A 20,295-nucleotide genomic window follows, 5' to 3' on the forward strand; every position below is an offset into this window, starting at 1 on the left:
CTGACTTTCGCCAGCTCGCGGGTAATCCGATGAACCTCTTCCAGAATCGGACGCGTCATAATATCGCCATTCCGGGCCTCAACCAGAATGGACACTTTGTTGCTGCCGCCGAACGTTTCCTTGTAGGTTTCGTGAACATCCACATAGGCATGACTGCTCGGAATCATATCGCTGAACTCCGTGCGAACATCGATTTTCAGCAGGTTCAGAGCCATCAGCGCAGTGCTGGCAAAAATGACCACCGCAACCCAGGTGCGATGGCGGATTGAAAACTCGGACAGTGAGCGCGCAACTTGATTAATCATGATTAAAGCGATCCCATCAGCGAGTCCGGCAAACTTGCCCAGTTTTCGCTGGACAGCAACCCGATTGATTTACCCGCAAAAAGCACGCCTTCCGGAGTCGCGAGCATGCGTGTGTGATAGCCATCCGTGAATCCTTCGGGGGCGAGCAACGTCCAGCTCTCGCCGTCCTGAGAGCTCAGTACAGCGCCGCCGTTGCCGGTAGCCAACCAACGCGTACCGTCGTCGATTACGTCGTAAAGATGTTCTGATGTTGGTGAGGAAACCTCGGACCAAGTCATACCCGAATCGTCTGTGTGGAATATCACTCCACCGTTCCCGACGATCACGCCTTGGGTGCCCCGAAAGGCCAAAGAGCGCAGGCTCTCATACCCCAGTTCCCGACCTTCCCAGCTATTACCCTGGTTGGCGGAGTGATAGAGCGTTCCGAATTCTGCGGTGATCCACAGATCGCCGTTCGCTGACCGGGTGATGTCGTTGAGTGCGACATCGCCTTCAATACTGAGGTCGTCCCACTGCGTTGCCTTGGCGTCTGTGCGGAAGATCGCCCCCATCTCACCAATGACCCAGAAGTGGCCGTCCATCCACGTCGCTTCGATCAACTTACCGGCAATGTCGGATACCGGCAGTTGGTACGATTGCCATTCTTTTTTTCCCGAATCTCTTGTACCCGAATCTCCTTTTCGCGAAGCGTCATTGCCCGAATTAAGGAACGTCCAGCCGGCATTGCCAACCGCAAGCACCGTTCCCTCACCAGAAGCCGCAATGCCCTGAAGGTTCACCAGCTCGGGCATAATATGACGCTGCCATTGTTCGATCGTCGGCCCGCCTTCAAGAATCAGACCGTTGTTGCCCGCGAACCAAAACGTGCCTCCTGTGGCTTCGGCCACGTCGTAAAACAGGTCTCGGGGCTCGTTAAGCGGTTGGGGTAAGGGCAAAGGTTCAACGCCGGGTTTTACAAACGCGGCCGCATAAGCAAGCCCACTGACAATGGCCCAAGGCGCCACCTGGGCTGCAAAGCCCAGAGCTCTACCCACCATGACGGGCCTCCCCGGCAACCTTTGCTGACGGCTGGCTGAGCCAGCGGAAACTCTTACCCCCCAACGAAACGCCGGTTAACTGTTCCGCCGCGTTTATAACGGGTATCAGATCAAGTGGGTCGATTCCGGTGTCATGTCCCATGCTGTTGAGCAACAACACAACATCTTCCGTTGCCACGTTCCCCGTCGCACCCGGAGAGAACGGACAGCCCCCAAGGCCGCCAATCGAAGAATCGAATTCTCTTACCCCGCGATCCAGGGCTACGGTGATATTCGCCAAAGCCATGCCGCGCGTATCGTGGAAGTGGCAAGACAAAATGTCTGAGCCCACCTCACTAATGACGGCATCCAGCAGCCGACGAACCTGCTCCGGGTTTGCTGCACCTATGGTGTCTGCAATGATGATTTTGCTTGCCCCGGCCTGCTTCACCAGCTTGGCATAGCGCGCAACCACCGCCGGCTCAACCAAGCCTTCAAACGGGCACTCAAACGCCACCGCGAGATACGCCTGAACGGCTATCCCTTCGCGCCTGCCACGCTCTATTATTGCGACGCAGACGTCCGCGGTTTGTGGCAACGACATGCGGATGTTTTTCTGATTCATGGTTTCAGTGACAGAAAGAACCACATTCACGACGTTTGCACCCGCCGCAACGGCAAACTCATAGCCCTTCATGTTGGGCACAAGCCCGGCGTAACGCACGGTGCTGCGTTCTGGCAGTAGCGCAAACAGTTCATCTGTACCGGCCATCTGGGGCACGGCTTTGGGCGATACAAAGCTGCCCGCCTCCAGGTTTTTCAGCCCGGCCTTCACCAGTGACTGAATCAGTGACAGCCGGCTTTCCACCGTTAATGTCTTGCCCTGGCTTTGCAGCCCGTCGCGGGGACCCACTTCGTTGATACGAACTTTCATGCTGACACCTCCGTTACCCGACGGCCTTGCTGGCTTTTAACTCGCTTATGCGCTGGTCGCTGTAACCGAGCGATCGGAGCACTTCTTCTGTGTGCTCACCCAGCAAAGGAGGCGCTGTAAAAGAATCCGAAGAGTCCACACTGAGTTTGATGGGATTTCCGGGCGCCTTGACCACACCGCCATCCGACTGCGGTATATCCACCACCATTTTCCGAAATAGCACTTGAGGGTCCGTCAGGGCGTCAGAGAATTTGTTGACTGGCCCGCACGGAATGCGAGCACTGGAGAGCTGTGCAACCCAATGTTCTGTGGTGTTGGTTTGCAACAGGTCGGAGATAATTCCGTTGATCTTGTGTTTGTCGACATAGCGACCGGGCTGGGTTTTGTACTTGGGATCCCGGAGTTCTTCGATACCGAGCAACTCGACCAGACTGTCCCAAAAACTGTCGAAGATAACCGCGATAATCACAAAGCCATCACGGGTTTTGAACGAATCGTAGGGCACATGAACAAAATGCCCGTTACCAATGGGCGTCGGATTATCACCGCTTAAAAAGTGCATGGTCGCCATGTAGTTCAGCATGCTGACCTGGCAGTCCAGCATAGAGATGTCCACATGCTGACCGTAGCCTTTGGCATTCCGTGACTGCAGAGCCGCCAGGATGCCCATCGCTGCGAACATGCCGCCACCCAGATCGCCAACGGGAACACCGGAGCGTGCGGGGTGTTCAGCATCGTGGCCAGTAATGGACATGCCACCGCCAATGCCCTGTACCACCAGATCAAACGCTGGCCGGCTGAAGTTAGGGCCAGCCTGACCAAAGCCGGTAATGGAGCAGGTGATAATGCGAGGGTTTATGTTTGAAAGATGCTCGTGGTCAATCTTGAGCTTGGTGGGAACACCGGCAGAGAAATTATCCAGAACAATGTCTGCATCGCGAACCAAATCGTAGAACGTGCTGAGACCGTTCTCACTTTTCAGATCAATGCAGACGCTTTTCTTGTTCCGATTGAGCGTTATGAAATAAGCGCCCTGCCCGTTGTGGGAATTTTTGGGATCTTTGGCAAGGAGGGCGCGAGTTCCTTCACCCTTAAGTGGCTCGACCTTTACGGTGTCTGCCCCCATGTCGGCAAGCAGCATTCCCGCGTACGGGCCAGAGAGCATATGCGTCAGATCAAGGATCCGAACGCCTTCCAGAGGTTTGGTCATGTTCAGTCAGCACACTGTTGTCGAATGAATTTTTATTGCCCTTTGCAAAGGGGCTTTTAAATCATTCAACGCAAACGCGGTGCCAACTCATGAAAATCTGGACGAAATACCGTTAACCAATGGAAAGATAACGAGTTTTTGTACGTAGATACCGAAAAGGTATGGCCCAAAAATAAGGAAATACAGTTCATTATGAAAGCATTGAATTTCACTATGAACTATTTCTTTCTTGTTTGGAGCGTATTACATCCCTGAAAAACTAAAATCCACGTCTGGCTTACGACCGTCAACAATATCAGCCAGCGCCGCAGCCGAACCACAGGAGTGCGTCCAGCCCAGAGTGCCGTGCCCGGTATTCAGGTAAAGATTGGCGAACTTGCTTTTGCCAACGTAGGGCACGTTGGACGGCGTGGCTGGGCGCAGTCCGGTCCAGAACTCGGCCTGATCCCAGTAACCCGCTTCGGGCATTATATCTGCAGTTCTGCGCACAATGGCGCGACAGCGAGCGTAATTGAGGTTTCGGCTATACCCGCTCAGCTCCGCCGTGCCGGCTACCCGTATACGATCACCCAGCCGCGAATACACCAGCTTGTATTCATCGTCTGTCAGACTGACATTGAACGCTGCCGCTTCGTTCTTCACGGGCACCGTAATGGAATAGCCTTTGGCAGGATAAATATTCAAAAACAGCCCCACAGACCGCGCAAGCGCAGCACTGAAACTCCCGAGGCTAAGCACATAGGCATCCCCGCGCAGGGTTTCATGGTGACCGTCCCGCAAAACCTGAACGCCCAGAATGCGCTCCCCAGCACGCTCGAAACTCAGGGCCTCCGTGCCGTAACAGAACTCAACGCCCGCATCCTGACACTTTTGGGCCAACGCCTGGGTAAATTTCCGGGCGTCGCCGGATTCGTCTTCAGACGTGTAGGTGGCGCCGGCAATTCGACTCTGGATATGCTTGAGTGCAGGCTCCAGCTCGATGGCTTTGTTCGCATCAATAACCTGGCGATCACACCCGAGATCGCACATGATCCGGGTCGGTTCAAGCGCCGCGTCAAACTCCGCGGGATTGGTATAGAAGTGCAGAATGCCTTTTGTCACCTGATCGTATTCAAGCCCTGTTTCCGCGCGCAACGCCTGCAACTTGCTGCGGCTGTAGGTACCCAGATTAACCATTTGCCGAATATTATGAGCGGCTTTCGCAGAGGTGCACTGGGCCAGAAAGGACAGCGCCCATCGCCATTGAGCAGGGTCCAGCTTCGGCCGGAACAACAGGGGCGCATCTGCTCTGAACAACCACTTCAACACCTTCAGAGGCGCCGAGGGGTTGGCCCACGGCTCAGCGTGAGAAACGGAAATCTGACCGCCATTTGCATAACTGGTTTCCAGGCTTGCCTGATTCTGTCGGTCTATCACCGTTACCTGATGGCCCTGCTTTTGCAAAAACCAGGCGGTGGTTACACCCACAACTCCTGCGCCTAAAACCACTACGTGCATGCTTGTTTCCTTTCAAAAAATCCGAATGTTGGCTCAAACCCTTAGCCACCGGAGCGCTTTACAATCCAGCCCTTCTGTTTCAGAAGTGACATGAGTACGTCTCGCTGGTCACCCTGGATTTCGACAACACCCTCTTTTACCGTGCCGCCGGTACCGCATTTGGCTTTGAGATCCTTGGCGTAAGCTTTGAGTTCCTTATCGTCCAACGGGATACCGGTCACCAGCGTAACCCCCTTTCCCTTCCGCCCTTTCGTTTCGCGGCTTACCCGAACAACACCGTCACCTTCCGGGCGCTGCGCCTCGCCGCAGGTGCAGTTTGCAATCGGGTGGCGGCATTCGGGGCACATACGCCCTTGTTCTGTTGAGAACACCAGCCCGCCCGTAGATCGCTTCGACATTTATCCTCCGCATGTCACACCAAAATGTCCCGCCAAAACCCGTGATTACAAACGGGCCGGTCGCGTTTTTCAGTCTGGCTCTGGTGGGTACCTGGTGAACATTTCGGCAACCACCTCATCAATCAACTTGCTGCGGGTTTCCGGCGACTGATTTTCGTTCAGGTAGCGGCGGCTCGCTGCGCGCCAGACAACCTTTTCCGTGCTTTTGTCTACCAGCTCTACCACCAGTTTTCCTTCTTCGACTTCGCGCACAGGAGGCGGCGCTGAAAGCCCCCAGCCAAAGTGGCCGGTGCCAAAGCCGAAACCAAGCCCCAAACCTGACCGTTCAAGGTGCTGCACGTCGGTAATCTGCCAGTTCACCAAAAGGTCTGCTTCCGGTTCCGCTACCTTGCGCAAGGATTTAAGGCTCAATTCCCGCTCAATTGCGCCCTGAATTCGGTTTCCATCCAGTGAAACGAACGAGGAATTGCCGGCGTCAGGCGCGAACGCCCACGATGAATAGTTGCCAAAAGCGGCGGCTGAATTGTAATCGGTCACCACGTTGCTGGCGCACCCTGACATTGCGAGTGTCACGAACGCTGCCAATAAAAGACGAGCCATTGTCTACTCCTTAATCTCTTGGATTCCTGATAACAGTATACGCACAAGACACAAGAACGATGCGGTTTTGCCCGATCACGTTTCAAAACTGTAATCCAGTTTGTGAGCATCGCAGAAGGCTGCAAACGCATTCAACTGATCTTCCGGAACGAGAACGCGCGCGGCAACCCGCGCCGCTACCAATGTGCCGTACAGGACCGAATCCAATTCTGCGGCGTTCACCTCGCACCAGTGCCGCAACGGTTGCTCGTCCGCAAACCCCATCGTTACATTTGCCGCACTCAACGGCTTGAGCAAAACCCTGCCCACCTCCGAAAGCACGCTCTCCGCCGCGCCGGCATAAGCCCTCACAAGGCCCCCTGCGCCAAGCTTGATTCCACCGAAATAGCGGATCACCATCACAAGTACATCGCCCATATCCTTGTGCTGAATTACATTGAGTATGGGTTTGCCTGCGGTACCTGAGGGCTCGCCGTCGTCGTTCATCGCCGCTTCCGCCGCAGAGCCAGGACGTCCGATCTGATAGGCCCAGCAAATATGACGGGCGTCAGGATGATCGTGCTGTGCTCTTTTTAGCCATTCTTTCACTTCATCCCTTGAGTTCACAGGCGCAACCCGGGCAATAAAGCGGCTTTTCTTTACGATGGTTTCACGCTCGAGATAACTGGCAGGCACCGGGTAATCTTTTTTCATAGGCAGGCCTGCGCTGTCGTTAATCAACCGCAAATACCGGAAGCCGGACAACGACCTGCAAGCCACCAGAGTTTCCTTTACCAACAGGCGCCCGATTATTTGCGGTGATGTCGCCGTCATGGGCCAGAATGATGTCTTTGGCGATCGTTAATCCCAGGCCCCACCCTTGGCCGCCCCGAGATTTGTCAGCCCGGAAAAACGGCTCAAATAGATGCGCCAGAATGTCATCTGCTACGCCTGGCCCTTCGTCCCCAATCGTCAGGCTTACCCAACCTGCCTCCAGGGTCTGTGAAATATGAACCACCCTGCCAGGCGGCGTGTGGTCCAGGGCATTCTGCAAAATATTATCAACCGCCCGCTGCAACAAGCCAGCATCCCCCAACACAGATACCCCGGTGCTTTCGCGCATAACGACGAGTTTGCACTCAATACGATTATGTTCGGCATAATCGGCTGAATCCCGTAAAACCCGATTCAGCAATGCGACGGAGCGGACGGGCGCGCGTGCGATATCACTGCCCTGCTCAGTCACCCGATACAGCGTCAGTATTTGCCCGGTCATGGTTTCAAGTCGCTCGTTCTGGCGCAAAATACTGGCCATCAGATCGCCTTCTACGCCACCCTCACTGGCCAGTTCAATAGCGATGCGTTGGCGCGCTAAAGGCGTGCGCAAATCGTGGGAAATGTCACGCAACAGATGTTTTTGCCGCGCCAACAAGGTGCACAGCTGATCGGTCATCACGTTAAACGCCGTGGCCAACTGCCCTACTTCGTCTCGCCGGGCCGCTATGCGCGCACTAACCCGCAATTCTGTATGGCCATCCGCGATGGCTTGTGCGGTGGATTCCATGTGCCTCATGGGTCGCGATACAAAACGCGCAATCAGCCAACAGGCCAAGGTGATCAAAAAAAACGCCAACCCCATTTCCATGTACCGGAAAACCCGGGGTTCCAGCCAGCCCTCGCCGTGCATTTTTGGCCAGGCAATCAAACGGTAGCCCCCGCCAACATCCACAATCGCGGGTTTTTGCCGATACCACCCGGACTTGATCCTTGAGCGGATAGCCTCCGGCAAGCGGTTGTCATCATCCGCACTGATCATCATCAGGTGCAGCCCCAGCTCGTCCCCCTGCGATCTGAGAAATTTGTGGGCCTCGCGGCGTCCACCGCTTTCCCGCACGGCAGCCACCTCAAATCCCAGATCCCGTAACTCGAGCTGGCGTTCAATGGCCGCGCGCTCACGATCCAGTAATACGCTGGACACCAAAGTGCTCACGACTACGGTTACCGCCATGGCGAGCCAGATGAGCAGAAAAATCCTCCAGAACAGAGGCACCATCAGCCGGCGCTTCATACCGGCACCCGGTAACTGTAACCTAGGCCGCGCACCGTCTCGATTCGCGGCGGATCATCGTTGCCCAGTTTTTTGCGAAGGTTGCTGATGTGCATATCCAGTGTCCGGTCGAAAGCTTCGAGGCGGCGCCCCAGGGCCCATTGCATAAGGTCTGTTTTGCGCACTACGCTGCCGGCATGAGCCAGCAGCACCTGCAGGATTTCATATTCAGTGGCCGTCAATTCGAGGGGCTCGTTGTGCTGATATATACGGCGGTGACTCAGCTCAACGCGTAAATCGCCGTAGCTCCGCTCCGCTTTCGCTTCTGTCTTTTGATCCCAGGCCACCCGGCGCAGTATCGCGTGAAGCCGGGCAACCAGCTCACGGGGGTTACAGGGCTTGGGAATATAGTCATCTGCACCCACCTCAAATCCGACAATGCGATCTGTTTCATCTCCCTGTGCGGTCAGCAATACGACCGGCAGGTGCGTTTCAGCGCGCAGTTGGCGCAGCACCTCAAGACCATTGATATCGGGTAACATGATGTCTAACACAACGATATCGCAGTGTTGCCCTAGCGCGAGTGCCAGGCCATCTTTTCCATTGGCGGCTTCACGCACCGTGAATCCCTGGCCATTCAAATAGCGGGCAAGCAGTTCACGGAGTTCGTCGTCATCTTCTACAAGCAGGACTCTGTTGTGCATCGTTTGTCTCTACCCCGGGGTTGCCCGATTGATAGTTGCCTGATTGGTGGGTGCAAATTGATGGTTGCAAGCTGCGTTGCCCCGAAGTTTAACACGGGCGTCCAACCTTGCTGCCTCCGACCGGCGTTCATTTGAAGGACCTTTACATGACCTTTACGCGCCATTGACGCTCGTTTACCAGAACGCCCATTAATATGTTTGTGAATCAGGCTTCCGCCGCCACTGGCCAAGCAAAGACATCACAGTGAACTGTGAGAGGGCATATCATGACCACACGCAAAGCATCCACCATCGCCGCTGGCCTTCTGGCCTCGACCCTGTTCGTTGTCAGCCCTGTGCTGATGGCTGGTAATCAATCAAGCCATCATGGCGACGGCCAATACGGCGATCAGCGTAACATTACGGAACTATGTGAAAACCTTCGTGAAGGCAAAGGGCACTTCAACAAAACAGAACGCCAGGCCGAGATGATCAAGCGACGCGAAGCCATGGCCGAGCGCCTGAAACTGACCGAAGAGCAGCGCGGAATCTGGAACGAGATTCACGGAGAACGGCGCCAGAAGCACGAAAAGCGTATGGGAAAATGGCAGGATAAAATGAAAAAGCGCTGCGCAGAGTCGCAAAAGTGATCACGATGCGGATTTTGACGTAAGGTATCGGGAGCAATCAAGGAGTATGTCCCAGCCATGTCAGAACCCGCAACATCAACGATAACGGTCGAGGCCTGTCATTCCCTTTCCGACATTCCCCGGGAAACGTGGGAACGTCTGGCAGGCACCGACAATCCGTTTCTTCGGTACGAGTTCTTCGAGGCGCTGGAAAACGCCCGCTGTACCCGCGAGGAAACCGGCTGGAAACCCTGCCACCTTGTCTTTCGCCTGGCAGGCGAAATTGCCGGGGTGGCTCCCGCCTACCTGAAATCCCACTCCATGGGGGAGTACGTGTTTGACTGGGCCTGGGCGGACGCATACCAGCGCTACGGTCTGGATTATTACCCTAAACTCCTGATAGCTGTCCCTTTTACGCCATCCCAAGGGCCACGGCTGCTGTTTGATTCGCAACTGCGAGATGCGCTTGATGCCCGGGCGATTCACGATCTTCTGGACACCCTCATCGCCCGCCTTGGCGCTCACTCGTGGCACCTTCTATTTCCGAATGCAGAGGATCAGCGGTTGCTCCACCACGAAGAGCAGCTGCACCGAATTGGTTGCCAGTTCCACTGGCACAACCGCGGCTACGGGTGTTTCGACGACTTTCTGGGCGAACTCACGTCCCGCAAGCGCAAATCCATACGCAAGGAACGTCGCCAAGTTGCCGAACAGGGCATTACGTTCACCCGGTTTCATGGCAGGGATATCCCGGGTCACGTTCTGGCCGCTTTTTACGTGTTTTATCAGGCCACTTACCTGAAGCGCGGTCAACGACCTTATCTGACTCAACCGTTCTTTGAACAAATACGCGAGAAATTGCCAGACCACCTGCATATCGTCATGGCGATAAAGGATGGCGAGATGATTGCGAGTGCTCTGTTTCTGAGCGGCGGAAACACGCTCTACGGGCGCTACTGGGGTTGCCTTGAAGAGTACAATCACCTGCACTTTGAAACCTGTTATTACCAAGGGATAGAGCTGGCAATTGAGCGGAGCCTGCAAACCTTCGACGCAGGTGCCCAAGGTGAACACAAACTGGTGCGCGGCTTCGAGCCTGTGCTCACGCATTCATGGCATGGAATCGCCCATCCGGCGTTTCATGACGCGATTGACGTGTTTACACGGGAGGAGGCAGAACAGGTTTTGGGTTACTATGAAGACGCCAAAACGGCACTTCCGTTCCGTCAAAACGATCAACAAAACGACGGAGCCTGATAAGTCGCCAGGTAAGCGACTCCGGCTCCGCACGCAAATCAGCTTTCCTTGATTCGGAAACCTATTTTCAAAGACACCTGGTAGTGGCCAACCTTGCCATCGACAATGTGTCCGCGGGTTTCCATTACCTCGAACCACTCCATGTTGCGAATGCTCTTTGCCGATTCCGCGAGGGCGTTTTCAATCGCGCCCTCGATGCTTGTTTCAGATGAACCCACAATTTCGACTTTCTTGTACACGTTATTATCGGACATAAAAGACCTCTTGTGTTCTGTGGCTGTCATCGAAAGCCTATAAGACAAGTCGCTGCCCGGCAAATCACGATCTCGTAACCCTAGGAAGCAGCAAACCCCAGATACCGAACGAGAGCCGCTGCAAAAATGCCCGCCGCAATGGCGGGCAACGGCTTTTTGAGAACGAGCATTGCAACGGCGGTGACCGACAGGGCAGCAAGCGCGCCTGCGTCGCCGGCAAACGCCATAGGCACGATGATGGCGATGAGTACCGAGCTGGCCATGGTATTGATAAAGCTCTCAATACGAGGGCTTATCCGCACGTAGGACATGATAAACACGCCCCCGAAACGGGTTGCCAACGTCACCAGCGTCATGATTAATATCAGCGCCAGAACGCCGGTTGTCGTGGTTTCAATCGTCATATTGATTCCCCCCCGGCGCTCTCATCAACTCGGCCATCAACGGGCTTGTCTTCAAGCCAGAAAAAGCCGACCAAACCGCCCGCAAGGGCTCCGGCAACCACGTGGGTATTGGCGGGCAACCACTTCCAGGCTGCCAGCGAGGCGGCGGCGGCCAGCACCCAGGCAACCAGCACTCGCGGGTTCTTCTTTCCGCCCAGTGCCATAGCTAACAAAAAACAGCCCAGCACCATATCCATTCCCAGGCTTTTCGGGTCCTGCAGAAGTCCACCGAAATACACGCCCAGCCAGGTTCCGACAATCCAGCCCAACCAAAGCACCAGACCACCCCCCAGAATCACTTCAAGGTTGCGCTGGCCGCTTTGATACTCCTGAGCCGATACCGCCCAGTTAGCGTCCGTAAGCACCAGCATGAGGCCATAACGTTTAGCGGGAGCAACATCCTTCAGCATGGGGTACAGCGAGGCGCCCATCAGAAGGTGTCGGGAATTGATGGCAAACACCACAATCATGACGGGAATAACCGACACCTCAGAGCCCCACATATCAATCGCGGCAAACTGCGAGGCACCGGCAAATACCATGGTGCTCATCAGCAACGATTCGAGCGGCCCCAGCCCCTTCTGTACGGCGGCAAGACCGAACGCAGCGCCGAACGCCACTACAAACAGTGAAATAGGAAGCATCCGAAGAAGTTCGGATCGAACCTTCGCGGGCTGGAATTGGTAGGAGTATGACGAGTTTTTCATCTACGCAAGCTAAGGAAATTTCCCCTGCGCGCGTATCAGTAGTTTCCGCAGATGCAGGTTATCAGCCTGCCCGGCACTGGCCGATTTACTCTGCCGGATCCAGGTCCTGGCTGTCCACCAGTCGCGCCCGGACACGGGGCAGGTATTCCGGGTAGCGCCTCTGAACAAAGGCCACGAGACCCTCCCGCACTGAACACCGAAGATCCCAGGCCCGGCTGGAATCCGTGGCGCTCATCAAGAAGCGTATCTGCAAAGCCTGTTCACTGGAGTCCGTAACCTGCACCGTTTCCGTTTTGCCGTCCCACTGAGGCGCCTGCCTGAGCAAGCGGCCGAACTCCTCGCGCAACGGCTCCACCGGTATGGCGTAGTCCAGCCACAAGTAAACCGTGCCCATCATGTCCGCCGTGTTCCGCGACCAGTTCTGAAAAGGGTTCTCGATAAACCATTGCAAAGGCACGATCAGCCGGCGCAGGTCCCAGATCCGCAGCACCACGTAAGTCGCGGTGACTTCCTCTACCCAACACCACTCGTCCTGAACGCGAAGCACATCGTCAATGCGGAACGGCTGGGTTAGCGCAATCTGCATGCCAGCCAGCAGGTTACCCAGTACCGGGCGGGCCGCAAACCCGAGAATAATACCACCAACACCCGCAGAGGCCAGCAAACTGCCGCCGACGTGGCGCACGCCTTCGAAAGTCATCAGCGCTGACCCCAACCCCACAATCACAATCAGGATATTGAGGCCGCGAACCAGAAACCGGGTCTGCGTTTCGACTTTACGAGCGCGTTTCCATTCATCCCCCATCACCGGATTGAGCGTGACGATCACGTCACCTATGGCCGAGGTACAGCGCACGCCTGCCCAGGTCAGCGACAGGATTAGCAGCAACGTTGCCACATGCTGCAGCTCCGCAAGCAGGGGAAGATCTTCTGGCGCGGCTTCGAGAACCCCGTTCAATACCAACAGACAAAGAACGACGCCCAACGCGCGCGCGGCTGCGTCGAGAAAAATGCGGGGGACAGCCTTGGAACGGGTAAATCGTCGCGTCAGCGCCAACGCAACACGATAGGCGGCGTAGGTTGCCAGCAGCGCCAGTAACGCAGACGCCCCAGGCAACAGCCACGCGCTCAGAGCAGCCTTGATAGACTCCAACATCCCGTACTCCCGGGGCAATAACTTTGAAGCTCTCAAATTAGCGCATGACCGTAGGCGGTGGCAAAAAAAAGTGTGCCTGCCCTGGCATTTTGAAATTGTTAAAGCCCATCCAGACTCCGCATCTGTAATTGACCTCTAAGCTTAGAGAGATTAGTTTATCTCCGATCCGACCCCGCAAGGGCAATCCCCTTCGGAAGACCCGGACGCCTGAAATCACAACGCCGGCCACAAGCCGGACGACAAAAACAACACCGCCGCTGGTGCCGAGATCCGGCCAGGTGGAGAGGATTTCAATATGCCCAGTTCAGCACGTCTCCGTGACGTCTTGCGCAGAGTACAATTGCGCCTGTCGATTAAGATCATCGCCTTTCAGTTCCGCATTTTAGCGCCCAAACGGGCAAGGGAAGAGGGGTAAGCCGCCATGAACGTATTCAGCCACCCCGAATTTGACAACCATGAACACCTGTCGTTTTTCTGCGATCCCGAAACCGGGCTCAAAGCCATTGTTGCAATACATAACACCTCCCGCGGACCAGCGCTTGGCGGCTGCAGAATGTTTGCGTACGTCAACGATGAAGAAGCCGTGCGCGATGTGCTGCGGCTATCCCGGGGAATGACGTATAAATCTGCGCTTGCCAATCTTGATCTGGGCGGCGGGAAGTCGGTCATCATTGGCGACCCGCGCACGCAAAAAAGCGAAGCCCTGCTGGAAGCCATGGGCAAGCACCTGGAAAGTCTTGGAGGCCAGTACATTGCCGCGGAAGATTCCGGCACCAGCGTGCCGGATCTGAAAGTGATGGGGCGACATACAAAATACGTTGCCGGCATCATCGAGCGCACAGGTTTTGACGGCCGTCTTAGTAACGGAGACCCCTCCCCTACGACAGCCTATGGCACGTTCATTGGCCTGAAGGCAGCGGTGCAACACAAGCTCGGCCGCGAGGATCTGACCGGTTTGAAGGTTGCCATTCAGGGTGTTGGAAACGTGGGCTACCGTCTTGCCCACTACCTGAAGCAAGCCGGGGCAGAACTTTGGGTGTACGACATCCATCACGAGAACATGCAACGTGCGGTTGCTGAGCTGGGCGCACACGCAGCATCCGCCGAAGACATTCTGTTCTTGCCGGTAGATGTAATCGCACCCTGCGCTATGGGCGCCGTGATAAACGACGACACCATCCCCCACCTGAACGCTACGGTTATTGCGGGCGCGGCAAATAACCTCCTGCAGCGCCCGGATCACGATCAGGCACTGAAAGACCGCGGCATACTCTATGCGCCGGATTTCGCTATTAACGCGGGCGGCATCATCGACGTGTTTTACGAAGGCAGTAACGCTTCGCCAGACGACGTGCGCGCCCATGTAGAAAACATCGGGCAGACGTTGGCCGAGATCTTCACACGCTCGGATTCCAGCGGCATTCCAACCGGTGCGATTGCCAACGCACTCGCCGAAGAACGCTTCCGCTCTTTCAATCAAAACAGATACCTGGCAGGAGAAAATCATGTCTGAATCACACGCGCCTACTTCGGGGGCCATGGAAGGCTCGAACGCGAAACGGGGGCTCTGGTCCTCGCGTCTTACGTTTATTCTTGCGGCCACGGGCTCTGCCGTTGGTTTGGGTAATATCTGGAAATTTCCCTACATCACCGGTGAAAACGGTGGTGGCGCGTTTGTCCTGGTCTACCTCTTGTGTATCGCAGCCATTGGCCTGCCCATCATGATGGCCGAAGTGCTCATCGGGCGCCGTGGCGGGCGTAGCCCGGTTAACAGTCTCAGAGAGATTGCCAGCTACGACCGCCTTAACCCGGCCTGGCGTATGGTCGGCGCCGTTGGCGTACTGGCGGGTTTCCTGATTCTTTCGTTCTACTCGGTGATTGGAGGATGGGCGGTATCGTACGTGGGCACGGCTGCCAGCGGGCAGCTCACGGGCCAGTCTGCAGAGGCCGTTAGCGCCATTTTCTCTGACCTGCTGGCCGATCCGATGACGCTGCTTATGTGGCACACCCTGTTTATGGCTCTGGTGATGCTTGTAGTAGCAAAAGGCGTTCGCGCAGGGCTTGAACGGGCGGTCAGCATCCTGATGCCAGCCTTGTTCCTGCTGTTGCTGACCGTTGTGGGCTACGCTATGACCACCGGTGAGTTCGGCCGGGCGGTCACCTTCCTGTTCCAGCCAGACTTCTCCAAACTCACCACCTCGGGGGTTCTGATCGCATTAGGTCACGCGTTCTTCACTTTGAGCCTGGGCATGGCGGTGATGATGGCTTACGGCTCCTACCTGCCAAAGAATATCTCCATCGCCAAAACCTCCATTGCGGTGTGCTTAATCGATACGTGCGTGGCCCTGCTTGCGGGTCTTGCGATTTTCCCGATTGTGTTCGCTAACGGCCTTGAGCCTGGCGCCGGCCCCGGTTTGATCTTTCAAACCCTGCCGCTGGCGTTTGGCCAGATGCCGATGGGCAGTCTGTTCGGCACGCTGTTCTTCCTGTTATTGATCTTTGCCGCCTGGACGTCGGGCATATCGCTGCTGGAGCCCATTGTGGAATGGCTGGAAGAGCAAAAAGGCATGAACCGCACCGTGAGTACCTTAGGTGCCGGTTTCGTATGCTGGGCGCTGGGCATTGCTTCGATTCTTTCCCTGAACCTGTGGGCAGATTTTACTCCGCTCGGATCGATCGACATGCTTGAGGGTAAAACGATCTTTGATCTGCTGGACTTCTTTACGGCCAATATTCTGCTGCCTCTCGGCGGCCTGCTGGTTGCCGTATTTGCCGGTTGGGTGATGTCGCGCGAAGCCATAGAGAAGGAGTTGGCGCTTTCAGAGCCCATGTTCCGCCTCTGGTACATTACCGTGCGCTTCATTACGCCGGTGGCTGTGGGAGCGGTGTTCGTTTACAACCTGTTTGGGGCTTAACCAACTTCAGGCAACGAGCACGTTCATAGCTGATCGAGGGAGACCTTCAGGGTCTCCCCGATTCTTGCGTTCAGCTTGAGATCCGCCAATTCCTCCGCGCGCGTCCGGCCCAGGTTGAGGGTGGCCACGGGCTTGCCGAATTCCTTGGCGTAGCGGCAGAAGCGAAAACCCGAGTACACCATCAGCGACGAACCAATCACCAACAGGCCGTCACTCGCTTTGAGTGCATCCAGTGCTGAGTGCACCCGTTGCTTTGGCACATAATCCCCGAAAAACACCACATCCGGCTTCAAGATGCCATCGCACTGCGGGCAATCTGCCAGGCGAAATCCGGAAAAATCCACGTTCAGATCCGCATCACCGTCCGGCGCGCTGTCCGCTTTGTAATGCCCGAACTCCGGGTTCAGCTCGGCACAACGTTCGTGCACATGATCTCTGGGGCATCTATAGCCGCAGCTCATGCACAGCACCTCATCGGCGCGGCCATGCAGGTCGCTCACAGCGTGGGTGCCGGCTTTCTGGTGCAGGCGATCCACATTCTGGGTCACCACCAGGCTGGAATGATTGCGCAGTTCGAGATCGGCGATGTAGTAATGGGCCGGGTTTGGCGCAGCGTTACGCATGACGGGCCAGCCAATCAGGCTGCGCCCCCAGTAGCGTTGCCGGGTTTCGACGCTCTCCATGAATTCCCGATGTTGCACTGGCTGTTTGCGCTTCCACGCGCCCTCGCCATCGCGGTAATCCGGAATGCCGGAATCGGTGCTGACACCGGCACCTGTGAGAATCAGAAGCCTGGGATTTTGATGAATGAAATCCGCCAGCAAACTTCCGGCTTGCTCCGGTTCATGCAGCACCGATGGCGTGTCCAGCTCAGGAAGACGCTGGCTCGCACTGAATGGGCGTGTGCGATGAGTTGTTTCTGGCATACAAGCTCCGGTCAGTTCAGCCCGGTTTGCGGGCTACGTAAACGGTGTTGAACGATTCTCTGTTCTGGAACGGGTTGTAGAAGCTCACCACATGGCAGACTACCTCAGTGAACACCTCACGCAACACGTCCATAAATACGGCGTCTTCACCTTCGTTGGACCACATGGCAAAGATACCACGGGGTGTGAGTTGCTCGGCCATTCGGGCGATGTTTCGGGTGGTGTAGAAGCTGGCGTTCGAGTCGTTCAGAAGGGCGCGGGGTGAGTGGTCGATGTCCAGGAGGATGGCATCGAACGCTTTGCCGGGCGCTTCGGGGTCGAAGCCCCCTCTCTCGGGATCGGCAATGGCCAGATCAAAGAAGCTGCCGTGAATGTATCGGCTGCGCGCATCGGCGTTGATGTCTTTGCCAAGGGGCACGTATTCTTGCTGATGCCAGCGGATAACCGGCTCCAGATATTCGACAATCAGCAATTCCGCGACGCGTTCGTGTTTGAGCGCGGCTACGGCGGTGTAGCCGAGCCCCAGGCCACCGACGACGACGCTCAGGTTGTCGCCTTCGGTTTCACCCAAGCCAAGATCCGAGAGGGCAACTTCGGCGTCCACAAACATGCTGGACATGAGAAATTCTTCTCCAAGTTTTACCTCGAAAATATCCCGGTCGCCCAGCGCCGGGATGCGCCGACGGCGAAGTGTGATCTCACCGATTTCGGAGGGCTGGCTATCAAGTTGCTCGAACAGACGTCCCACGGTATTGCCTCTTTTTATAGCTATTGGTTGCTTGGCCCCGGGCCGGCTTGAATTTGGCTCCGTGCAGTCGCCGGTGATTGGCCCCCTCCCAAAAACCGCTGTAAATACGTCCGTGTACGCTTGGCTCCGCCATCCATGGCTCCGCACATTTTTGGGAGGGGGCCAACCACCGGCTTTTTTGATCTACTCCCCGGCTTCTTGCAAATTCTAATGACAAGCAACAAGGATTCCCCGCATTTTCTCAGAGCCCAGCTTATTCATCAGCTCAATATTATGGGGCGGAATCCCATCCACATCCGGATGGCTGTCAATCGCGGCTTCCAGGCTGGCTTCCCGCAACAGGTGCAGCATGGGGAACGGGGAACGATTGGTGTAGTTCTCCGCCGCATTCGGGGCCGTGTCTGCAAACTGGTAGTCCGGATGAAAGCTGGCGATTTGGTAAATACCTTCCATGTCCAGATACGTGAGCAACCCATCCGCGGCGCCCAGAAATTCATTGTAGAGCGCGAAATCCTGCAATACGTGGGGATGAATCAGCAGGGTGGTTTCGATTTCCGGTTCATCGTCCAGGTGCAGAAGTTCGGTTTGGAGGGCCTGGAGCAGTGCGTCCTCGTTATCAGCCTCGCAGACCACAAACCGGACCCGATCTCTCACCAATTCTCGTTTGGCAAACGGGCACAGGTTGTAACCAACGACAACGTTTTCGACCCACTTTCGGGTTGCTTCAACTACCGCAGTTTCGCTCAATCGAAATTCCTCGTATGGTTGGCCCAATCCACAAAGTCAGACCGAGCAGTCGGGCGGGACTGTCCAAAAATGTGCGGAGCCATGGATGGCGGAGCCAAGCGTACACGGACGTATTCACAGCGGTTTTTGGACAGTCCCGCCCGACTGCCCGACCCCCAAAGTATCTGTAGATCTTAAAAGTACCCCTGACTACGCAGATAATCATCATAGCTGCCACTGAAGTCGGTAATGCCCTCAGGCGTCAATTCAATAATCCGGGTTGCCAGCGAAGACACAAACTCACGATCGTGGCTAACAAAAATCAGCGTGCCGGGATAGTTCTCAAGCGCCAGGTTCAGCGACTCAATGGACTCCATATCCAGGTGGTTAGTGGGCTCATCCATCAACATCACGTTGGGCTTTTGCAGAATCAGCTTGCCAAACAACATGCGCCCCTGCTCACCACCGGAGATAACCCGCACCGATTTACTGATGTCGTCGCCGGAAAACAGCATGCGGCCGAGGGTGCCTCTTATCAGTTGCTCACCGCCCGTTGTCCACTGAGCCATCCAATCCGACAAGGTGTCGTCCGCGGCGAAATCCGCGGTGTGATCCTGGGCGTAATAGCCAACCTCGGCGCTGTCCGTCCACTTCACCTCACCGCTGTCTGGCTCGTACACGCCTGCCAGGCACTGCAACAAAGTGGTTTTACCAATACCGTTGGGGCCGATAATCGCCACCCGCTCACCGGCTTCCACTTTCAGGTTCAACTTGTTGAACAACGCCTTGTCATTGAAACCCTTGGTCAGTTCCCGGAGGGTTACCGCTTGGCGATGCAGTTTTTTGCCTTGCTCAAAACGGATGAACGGATTAACACGGCTGGAGGGTTTTACCTCATCCAGCTGGATTTTATCGATCTGGCGGGCGCGGGAAGTGGCCTGTTTCGCTTTCGAGGCGTTGGCAGAAAAGCGGCTTACAAACTGCTGCAACTCCGCAATCTGTGCCTTCTTTTTTGCGTTATCCGAGAGCATACGCTCACGGGCCTGGGTCGCGGCGGTCATGTACTCGTCATAGTTGCCCGGGAACAGCCTCAACTCGCGGTAATCCAGGTCTGCCATGTGGGTGCAGACGCTGTTCAGGAAGTGACGGTCGTGGGAAATAATGATCATGGTGCTGTTGCGAGCAACCAGAATGTTTTCCAGCCAGCGGATGGTGTTGATATCCAGGTGGTTGGTGGGCTCGTCCAGTAACAGAACATCCGGGTCCGAGAACAGCGCCTGAGCCAGCAAGACTCGCAATTTCCAGCCTGGCGCAAGGCTGCTCATGGGCCCTTCATGTTGTTCCAGCGGAATGTCCAGCCCCATAAGCAGTTCGCCGGCACGGGATTCGGCGGTGTAACCGTCCATTTCCGCAAACTGCACTTCCAGATCCGCAACCGCCATACCGTCTTCTTCGCTCATATGGGCAAGCGAATAAATGCGATCACGCTCTCTTTTAACTTCCCACAGCTCTTCGTGGCCCATGATCACGGTATCCATGACCGAGCAGGTCTCGTAGGCAAACTGATCCTGCCGGAGCTTACCCAGGCGAACGTTAGGCTCCAGCATGACCTGACCTCCGGAAGGCTCAAGGTCGCCACCGAGAATTTTCATCAGAGTGGACTTGCCGCTGCCGTTCGCGCCGATCAGGCCGTAGCGATTGCCGTTGCCGAACTTGGCAGAAACATTTTCAAACAGGGGTTTCGCCCCGAATTGCATGGTGATATTGGCAGTAGAAATCAAGAAACAAACCTATAGATGTGAGGGCCGGCGCCGCGCCGGCTAAAGAAAGCCGGCATTGTACAGGTTTGCAGGGATAATCGTGAG

At 55.9% G+C, this 20,295-nt stretch carries 21 protein-coding genes and 1 pseudogene; 4 read left to right on the forward strand and 18 right to left on the reverse strand.

Annotated elements, in window-relative coordinates; all coding sequences use genetic code 11:
- From ENI00_RS00570 to ENI00_RS00615, 10 genes and pseudogenes are all read right to left on the reverse strand, one after another.
- A pseudogene (locus tag ENI00_RS00570) lies at positions 1-305 on the reverse strand (RND transporter); the annotation flags it as partial.
- A gap of 2 nt (positions 306-307) precedes the next feature.
- A complete protein-coding gene (locus tag ENI00_RS00575) occupies positions 308-1,342 on the reverse strand; it encodes a WD40/YVTN/BNR-like repeat-containing protein (protein ID WP_304097271.1) in 1,035 nt (344 codons plus the stop codon).
- On the reverse strand, positions 1,332-2,255 hold the full coding sequence (locus ENI00_RS00580; RefSeq protein ID WP_304097274.1) for a hydroxymethylglutaryl-CoA lyase: 924 nt from the start codon (positions 2,253-2,255) through the stop codon (positions 1,332-1,334). Before ENI00_RS00580 ends, ENI00_RS00575 begins: the two co-directional genes overlap by 11 nt.
- Before the next feature lie 13 nt (positions 2,256-2,268).
- Entirely contained in the window at positions 2,269-3,465 is a 1,197-nt protein-coding gene (locus ENI00_RS00585; RefSeq protein ID WP_304097277.1) for a CaiB/BaiF CoA transferase family protein, read from the reverse strand.
- A 243-nt stretch (positions 3,466-3,708) separates the two neighbouring features.
- Positions 3,709-4,962: a D-amino acid dehydrogenase gene (locus ENI00_RS00590; RefSeq protein WP_304097280.1), complete on the reverse strand. Its 1,254-nt coding sequence runs from the start codon at positions 4,960-4,962 to the stop codon at positions 3,709-3,711.
- A gap of 41 nt (positions 4,963-5,003) precedes the next feature.
- Complete coding sequence (locus ENI00_RS00595; RefSeq protein ID WP_304097282.1) at positions 5,004-5,360, reverse strand: translation initiation factor Sui1; 357 nt, start codon at positions 5,358-5,360, stop codon at positions 5,004-5,006.
- Between the two features lie 69 nt (positions 5,361-5,429).
- The gene (locus ENI00_RS00600) at positions 5,430-5,960 is read right to left on the reverse strand and encodes a DUF4136 domain-containing protein (protein ID WP_304097284.1); all 531 of its coding nucleotides are present in this window, start codon (positions 5,958-5,960) and stop codon (positions 5,430-5,432) included.
- Positions 5,961-6,035: 75 nt separating this feature from the next.
- Positions 6,036-6,653 carry an IMPACT family protein gene (locus ENI00_RS00605; RefSeq protein ID WP_304097287.1) on the reverse strand — a complete coding sequence of 206 codons (618 nt, stop codon included), beginning with the start codon at positions 6,651-6,653 and terminating at the stop codon, positions 6,036-6,038.
- A gap of 19 nt (positions 6,654-6,672) precedes the next feature.
- A complete protein-coding gene (locus ENI00_RS00610) occupies positions 6,673-8,007 on the reverse strand; it encodes a sensor histidine kinase (protein WP_304097290.1) in 1,335 nt (444 codons plus the stop codon).
- Positions 8,004-8,690 carry a response regulator transcription factor gene (locus ENI00_RS00615; RefSeq protein ID WP_304097292.1) on the reverse strand — a complete coding sequence of 229 codons (687 nt, stop codon included), beginning with the start codon at positions 8,688-8,690 and terminating at the stop codon, positions 8,004-8,006. The genes ENI00_RS00610 and ENI00_RS00615 overlap by 4 nt, the downstream gene beginning before the upstream one ends.
- Before the next feature lie 266 nt (positions 8,691-8,956).
- On the opposite strand from ENI00_RS00615, the gene ENI00_RS00620 reads away from it, so the two are divergent.
- On the forward strand, positions 8,957-9,319 hold the full coding sequence (locus tag ENI00_RS00620) for a hypothetical protein (RefSeq protein WP_304097293.1): 363 nt from the start codon (positions 8,957-8,959) through the stop codon (positions 9,317-9,319).
- Between the two features lie 57 nt (positions 9,320-9,376).
- Entirely contained in the window at positions 9,377-10,555 is a 1,179-nt protein-coding gene (locus ENI00_RS00625; RefSeq protein WP_304097296.1) for a GNAT family N-acetyltransferase, read from the forward strand.
- A gap of 38 nt (positions 10,556-10,593) precedes the next feature.
- Here the strand turns inward: ENI00_RS00625 and ENI00_RS00630 are convergent, their stop codons facing one another.
- The 4 genes from ENI00_RS00630 to ENI00_RS00645 all read right to left on the reverse strand — a co-directional run bounded on the left by ENI00_RS00630 (position 10,594) and on the right by ENI00_RS00645 (position 13,115).
- Positions 10,594-10,809: a dodecin gene (locus ENI00_RS00630; RefSeq protein WP_304097298.1), complete on the reverse strand. Its 216-nt coding sequence runs from the start codon at positions 10,807-10,809 to the stop codon at positions 10,594-10,596.
- Positions 10,810-10,889: 80 nt separating this feature from the next.
- Positions 10,890-11,213 (reverse strand): AzlD family protein, encoded by a 324-nt coding sequence (locus ENI00_RS00635; protein WP_304097301.1) that lies wholly within the window; start codon positions 11,211-11,213, stop codon positions 10,890-10,892.
- Positions 11,210-11,959 (reverse strand): AzlC family ABC transporter permease, encoded by a 750-nt coding sequence (locus ENI00_RS00640; protein WP_304097302.1) that lies wholly within the window; start codon positions 11,957-11,959, stop codon positions 11,210-11,212. Before ENI00_RS00640 ends, ENI00_RS00635 begins: the two co-directional genes overlap by 4 nt.
- Positions 11,960-12,044: 85 nt before the next feature.
- Entirely contained in the window at positions 12,045-13,115 is a 1,071-nt protein-coding gene (locus tag ENI00_RS00645) for a mechanosensitive ion channel family protein (protein ID WP_304097304.1), read from the reverse strand.
- Between the two features lie 421 nt (positions 13,116-13,536).
- On the opposite strand from ENI00_RS00645, the gene ENI00_RS00650 reads away from it, so the two are divergent.
- Complete coding sequence (locus ENI00_RS00650; RefSeq protein ID WP_304097307.1) at positions 13,537-14,628, forward strand: Leu/Phe/Val dehydrogenase; 1,092 nt, start codon at positions 13,537-13,539, stop codon at positions 14,626-14,628.
- Complete coding sequence (locus ENI00_RS00655) at positions 14,621-16,030, forward strand: sodium-dependent transporter (protein WP_304097310.1); 1,410 nt, start codon at positions 14,621-14,623, stop codon at positions 16,028-16,030. The genes ENI00_RS00650 and ENI00_RS00655 overlap by 8 nt, the downstream gene beginning before the upstream one ends.
- 23 nt (positions 16,031-16,053) lie before the next feature.
- On the opposite strand, the gene ENI00_RS00660 is transcribed toward ENI00_RS00655, so the two are convergent.
- The 4 genes from ENI00_RS00660 to ENI00_RS00675 form a co-directional block, all read right to left on the reverse strand.
- Positions 16,054-16,956: an NAD-dependent protein deacetylase gene (locus tag ENI00_RS00660; RefSeq protein WP_304097314.1), complete on the reverse strand. Its 903-nt coding sequence runs from the start codon at positions 16,954-16,956 to the stop codon at positions 16,054-16,056.
- A gap of 16 nt (positions 16,957-16,972) precedes the next feature.
- The gene (locus ENI00_RS00665; protein WP_304097317.1) at positions 16,973-17,704 is read right to left on the reverse strand and encodes a spermidine synthase; all 732 of its coding nucleotides are present in this window, start codon (positions 17,702-17,704) and stop codon (positions 16,973-16,975) included.
- Between the two features lie 207 nt (positions 17,705-17,911).
- A complete protein-coding gene (locus ENI00_RS00670; protein WP_304097320.1) occupies positions 17,912-18,451 on the reverse strand; it encodes a DUF1415 domain-containing protein in 540 nt (179 codons plus the stop codon).
- 173 nt (positions 18,452-18,624) lie between these two features.
- On the reverse strand, positions 18,625-20,211 hold the full coding sequence (locus ENI00_RS00675) for an ABC-F family ATPase (protein ID WP_304097322.1): 1,587 nt from the start codon (positions 20,209-20,211) through the stop codon (positions 18,625-18,627).
- Positions 20,212-20,295 lie beyond the last annotated feature (84 nt).

This window comes from Marinobacter antarcticus (assembly GCF_011049865.1).
GTDB lineage: Bacteria > Pseudomonadota > Gammaproteobacteria > Pseudomonadales > Oleiphilaceae > Marinobacter > Marinobacter antarcticus_A.

What these genes read in the sequence shown, in the direction of transcription:
- ENI00_RS00575 (WP_304097271.1), bottom strand. Translation starts at nt 1,342, where the DNA reads ATGGTGGGTAGAGCTCTGGGCTTTGCAGCCCAGGTGGCGCCTTGGGCC.
- ENI00_RS00580 (WP_304097274.1), bottom strand. Translation starts at nt 2,255, where the DNA reads ATGAAAGTTCGTATCAACGAAGTGGGTCCCCGCGACGGGCTGCAAAGC.
- ENI00_RS00585 (WP_304097277.1), bottom strand. Translation starts at nt 3,465, where the DNA reads ATGACCAAACCTCTGGAAGGCGTTCGGATCCTTGATCTGACGCATATG.
- ENI00_RS00590 (WP_304097280.1), bottom strand. Translation starts at nt 4,962, where the DNA reads ATGCACGTAGTGGTTTTAGGCGCAGGAGTTGTGGGTGTAACCACCGCC.
- ENI00_RS00595 (WP_304097282.1), bottom strand. Translation starts at nt 5,360, where the DNA reads ATGTCGAAGCGATCTACGGGCGGGCTGGTGTTCTCAACAGAACAAGGG.
- ENI00_RS00600 (WP_304097284.1), bottom strand. Translation starts at nt 5,960, where the DNA reads ATGGCTCGTCTTTTATTGGCAGCGTTCGTGACACTCGCAATGTCAGGG.
- ENI00_RS00605 (WP_304097287.1), bottom strand. Translation starts at nt 6,653, where the DNA reads ATGAAAAAAGATTACCCGGTGCCTGCCAGTTATCTCGAGCGTGAAACC.
- ENI00_RS00610 (WP_304097290.1), bottom strand. Translation starts at nt 8,007, where the DNA reads ATGAAGCGCCGGCTGATGGTGCCTCTGTTCTGGAGGATTTTTCTGCTC.
- ENI00_RS00615 (WP_304097292.1), bottom strand. Translation starts at nt 8,690, where the DNA reads ATGCACAACAGAGTCCTGCTTGTAGAAGATGACGACGAACTCCGTGAA.
- ENI00_RS00620 (WP_304097293.1), top strand. Translation starts at nt 8,957, where the DNA reads ATGACCACACGCAAAGCATCCACCATCGCCGCTGGCCTTCTGGCCTCG.
- ENI00_RS00625 (WP_304097296.1), top strand. Translation starts at nt 9,377, where the DNA reads ATGTCAGAACCCGCAACATCAACGATAACGGTCGAGGCCTGTCATTCC.
- ENI00_RS00630 (WP_304097298.1), bottom strand. Translation starts at nt 10,809, where the DNA reads ATGTCCGATAATAACGTGTACAAGAAAGTCGAAATTGTGGGTTCATCT.
- ENI00_RS00635 (WP_304097301.1), bottom strand. Translation starts at nt 11,213, where the DNA reads ATGACGATTGAAACCACGACAACCGGCGTTCTGGCGCTGATATTAATC.
- ENI00_RS00640 (WP_304097302.1), bottom strand. Translation starts at nt 11,959, where the DNA reads ATGAAAAACTCGTCATACTCCTACCAATTCCAGCCCGCGAAGGTTCGA.
- ENI00_RS00645 (WP_304097304.1), bottom strand. Translation starts at nt 13,115, where the DNA reads ATGTTGGAGTCTATCAAGGCTGCTCTGAGCGCGTGGCTGTTGCCTGGG.
- ENI00_RS00650 (WP_304097307.1), top strand. Translation starts at nt 13,537, where the DNA reads ATGAACGTATTCAGCCACCCCGAATTTGACAACCATGAACACCTGTCG.
- ENI00_RS00655 (WP_304097310.1), top strand. Translation starts at nt 14,621, where the DNA reads ATGTCTGAATCACACGCGCCTACTTCGGGGGCCATGGAAGGCTCGAAC.
- ENI00_RS00660 (WP_304097314.1), bottom strand. Translation starts at nt 16,956, where the DNA reads ATGCCAGAAACAACTCATCGCACACGCCCATTCAGTGCGAGCCAGCGT.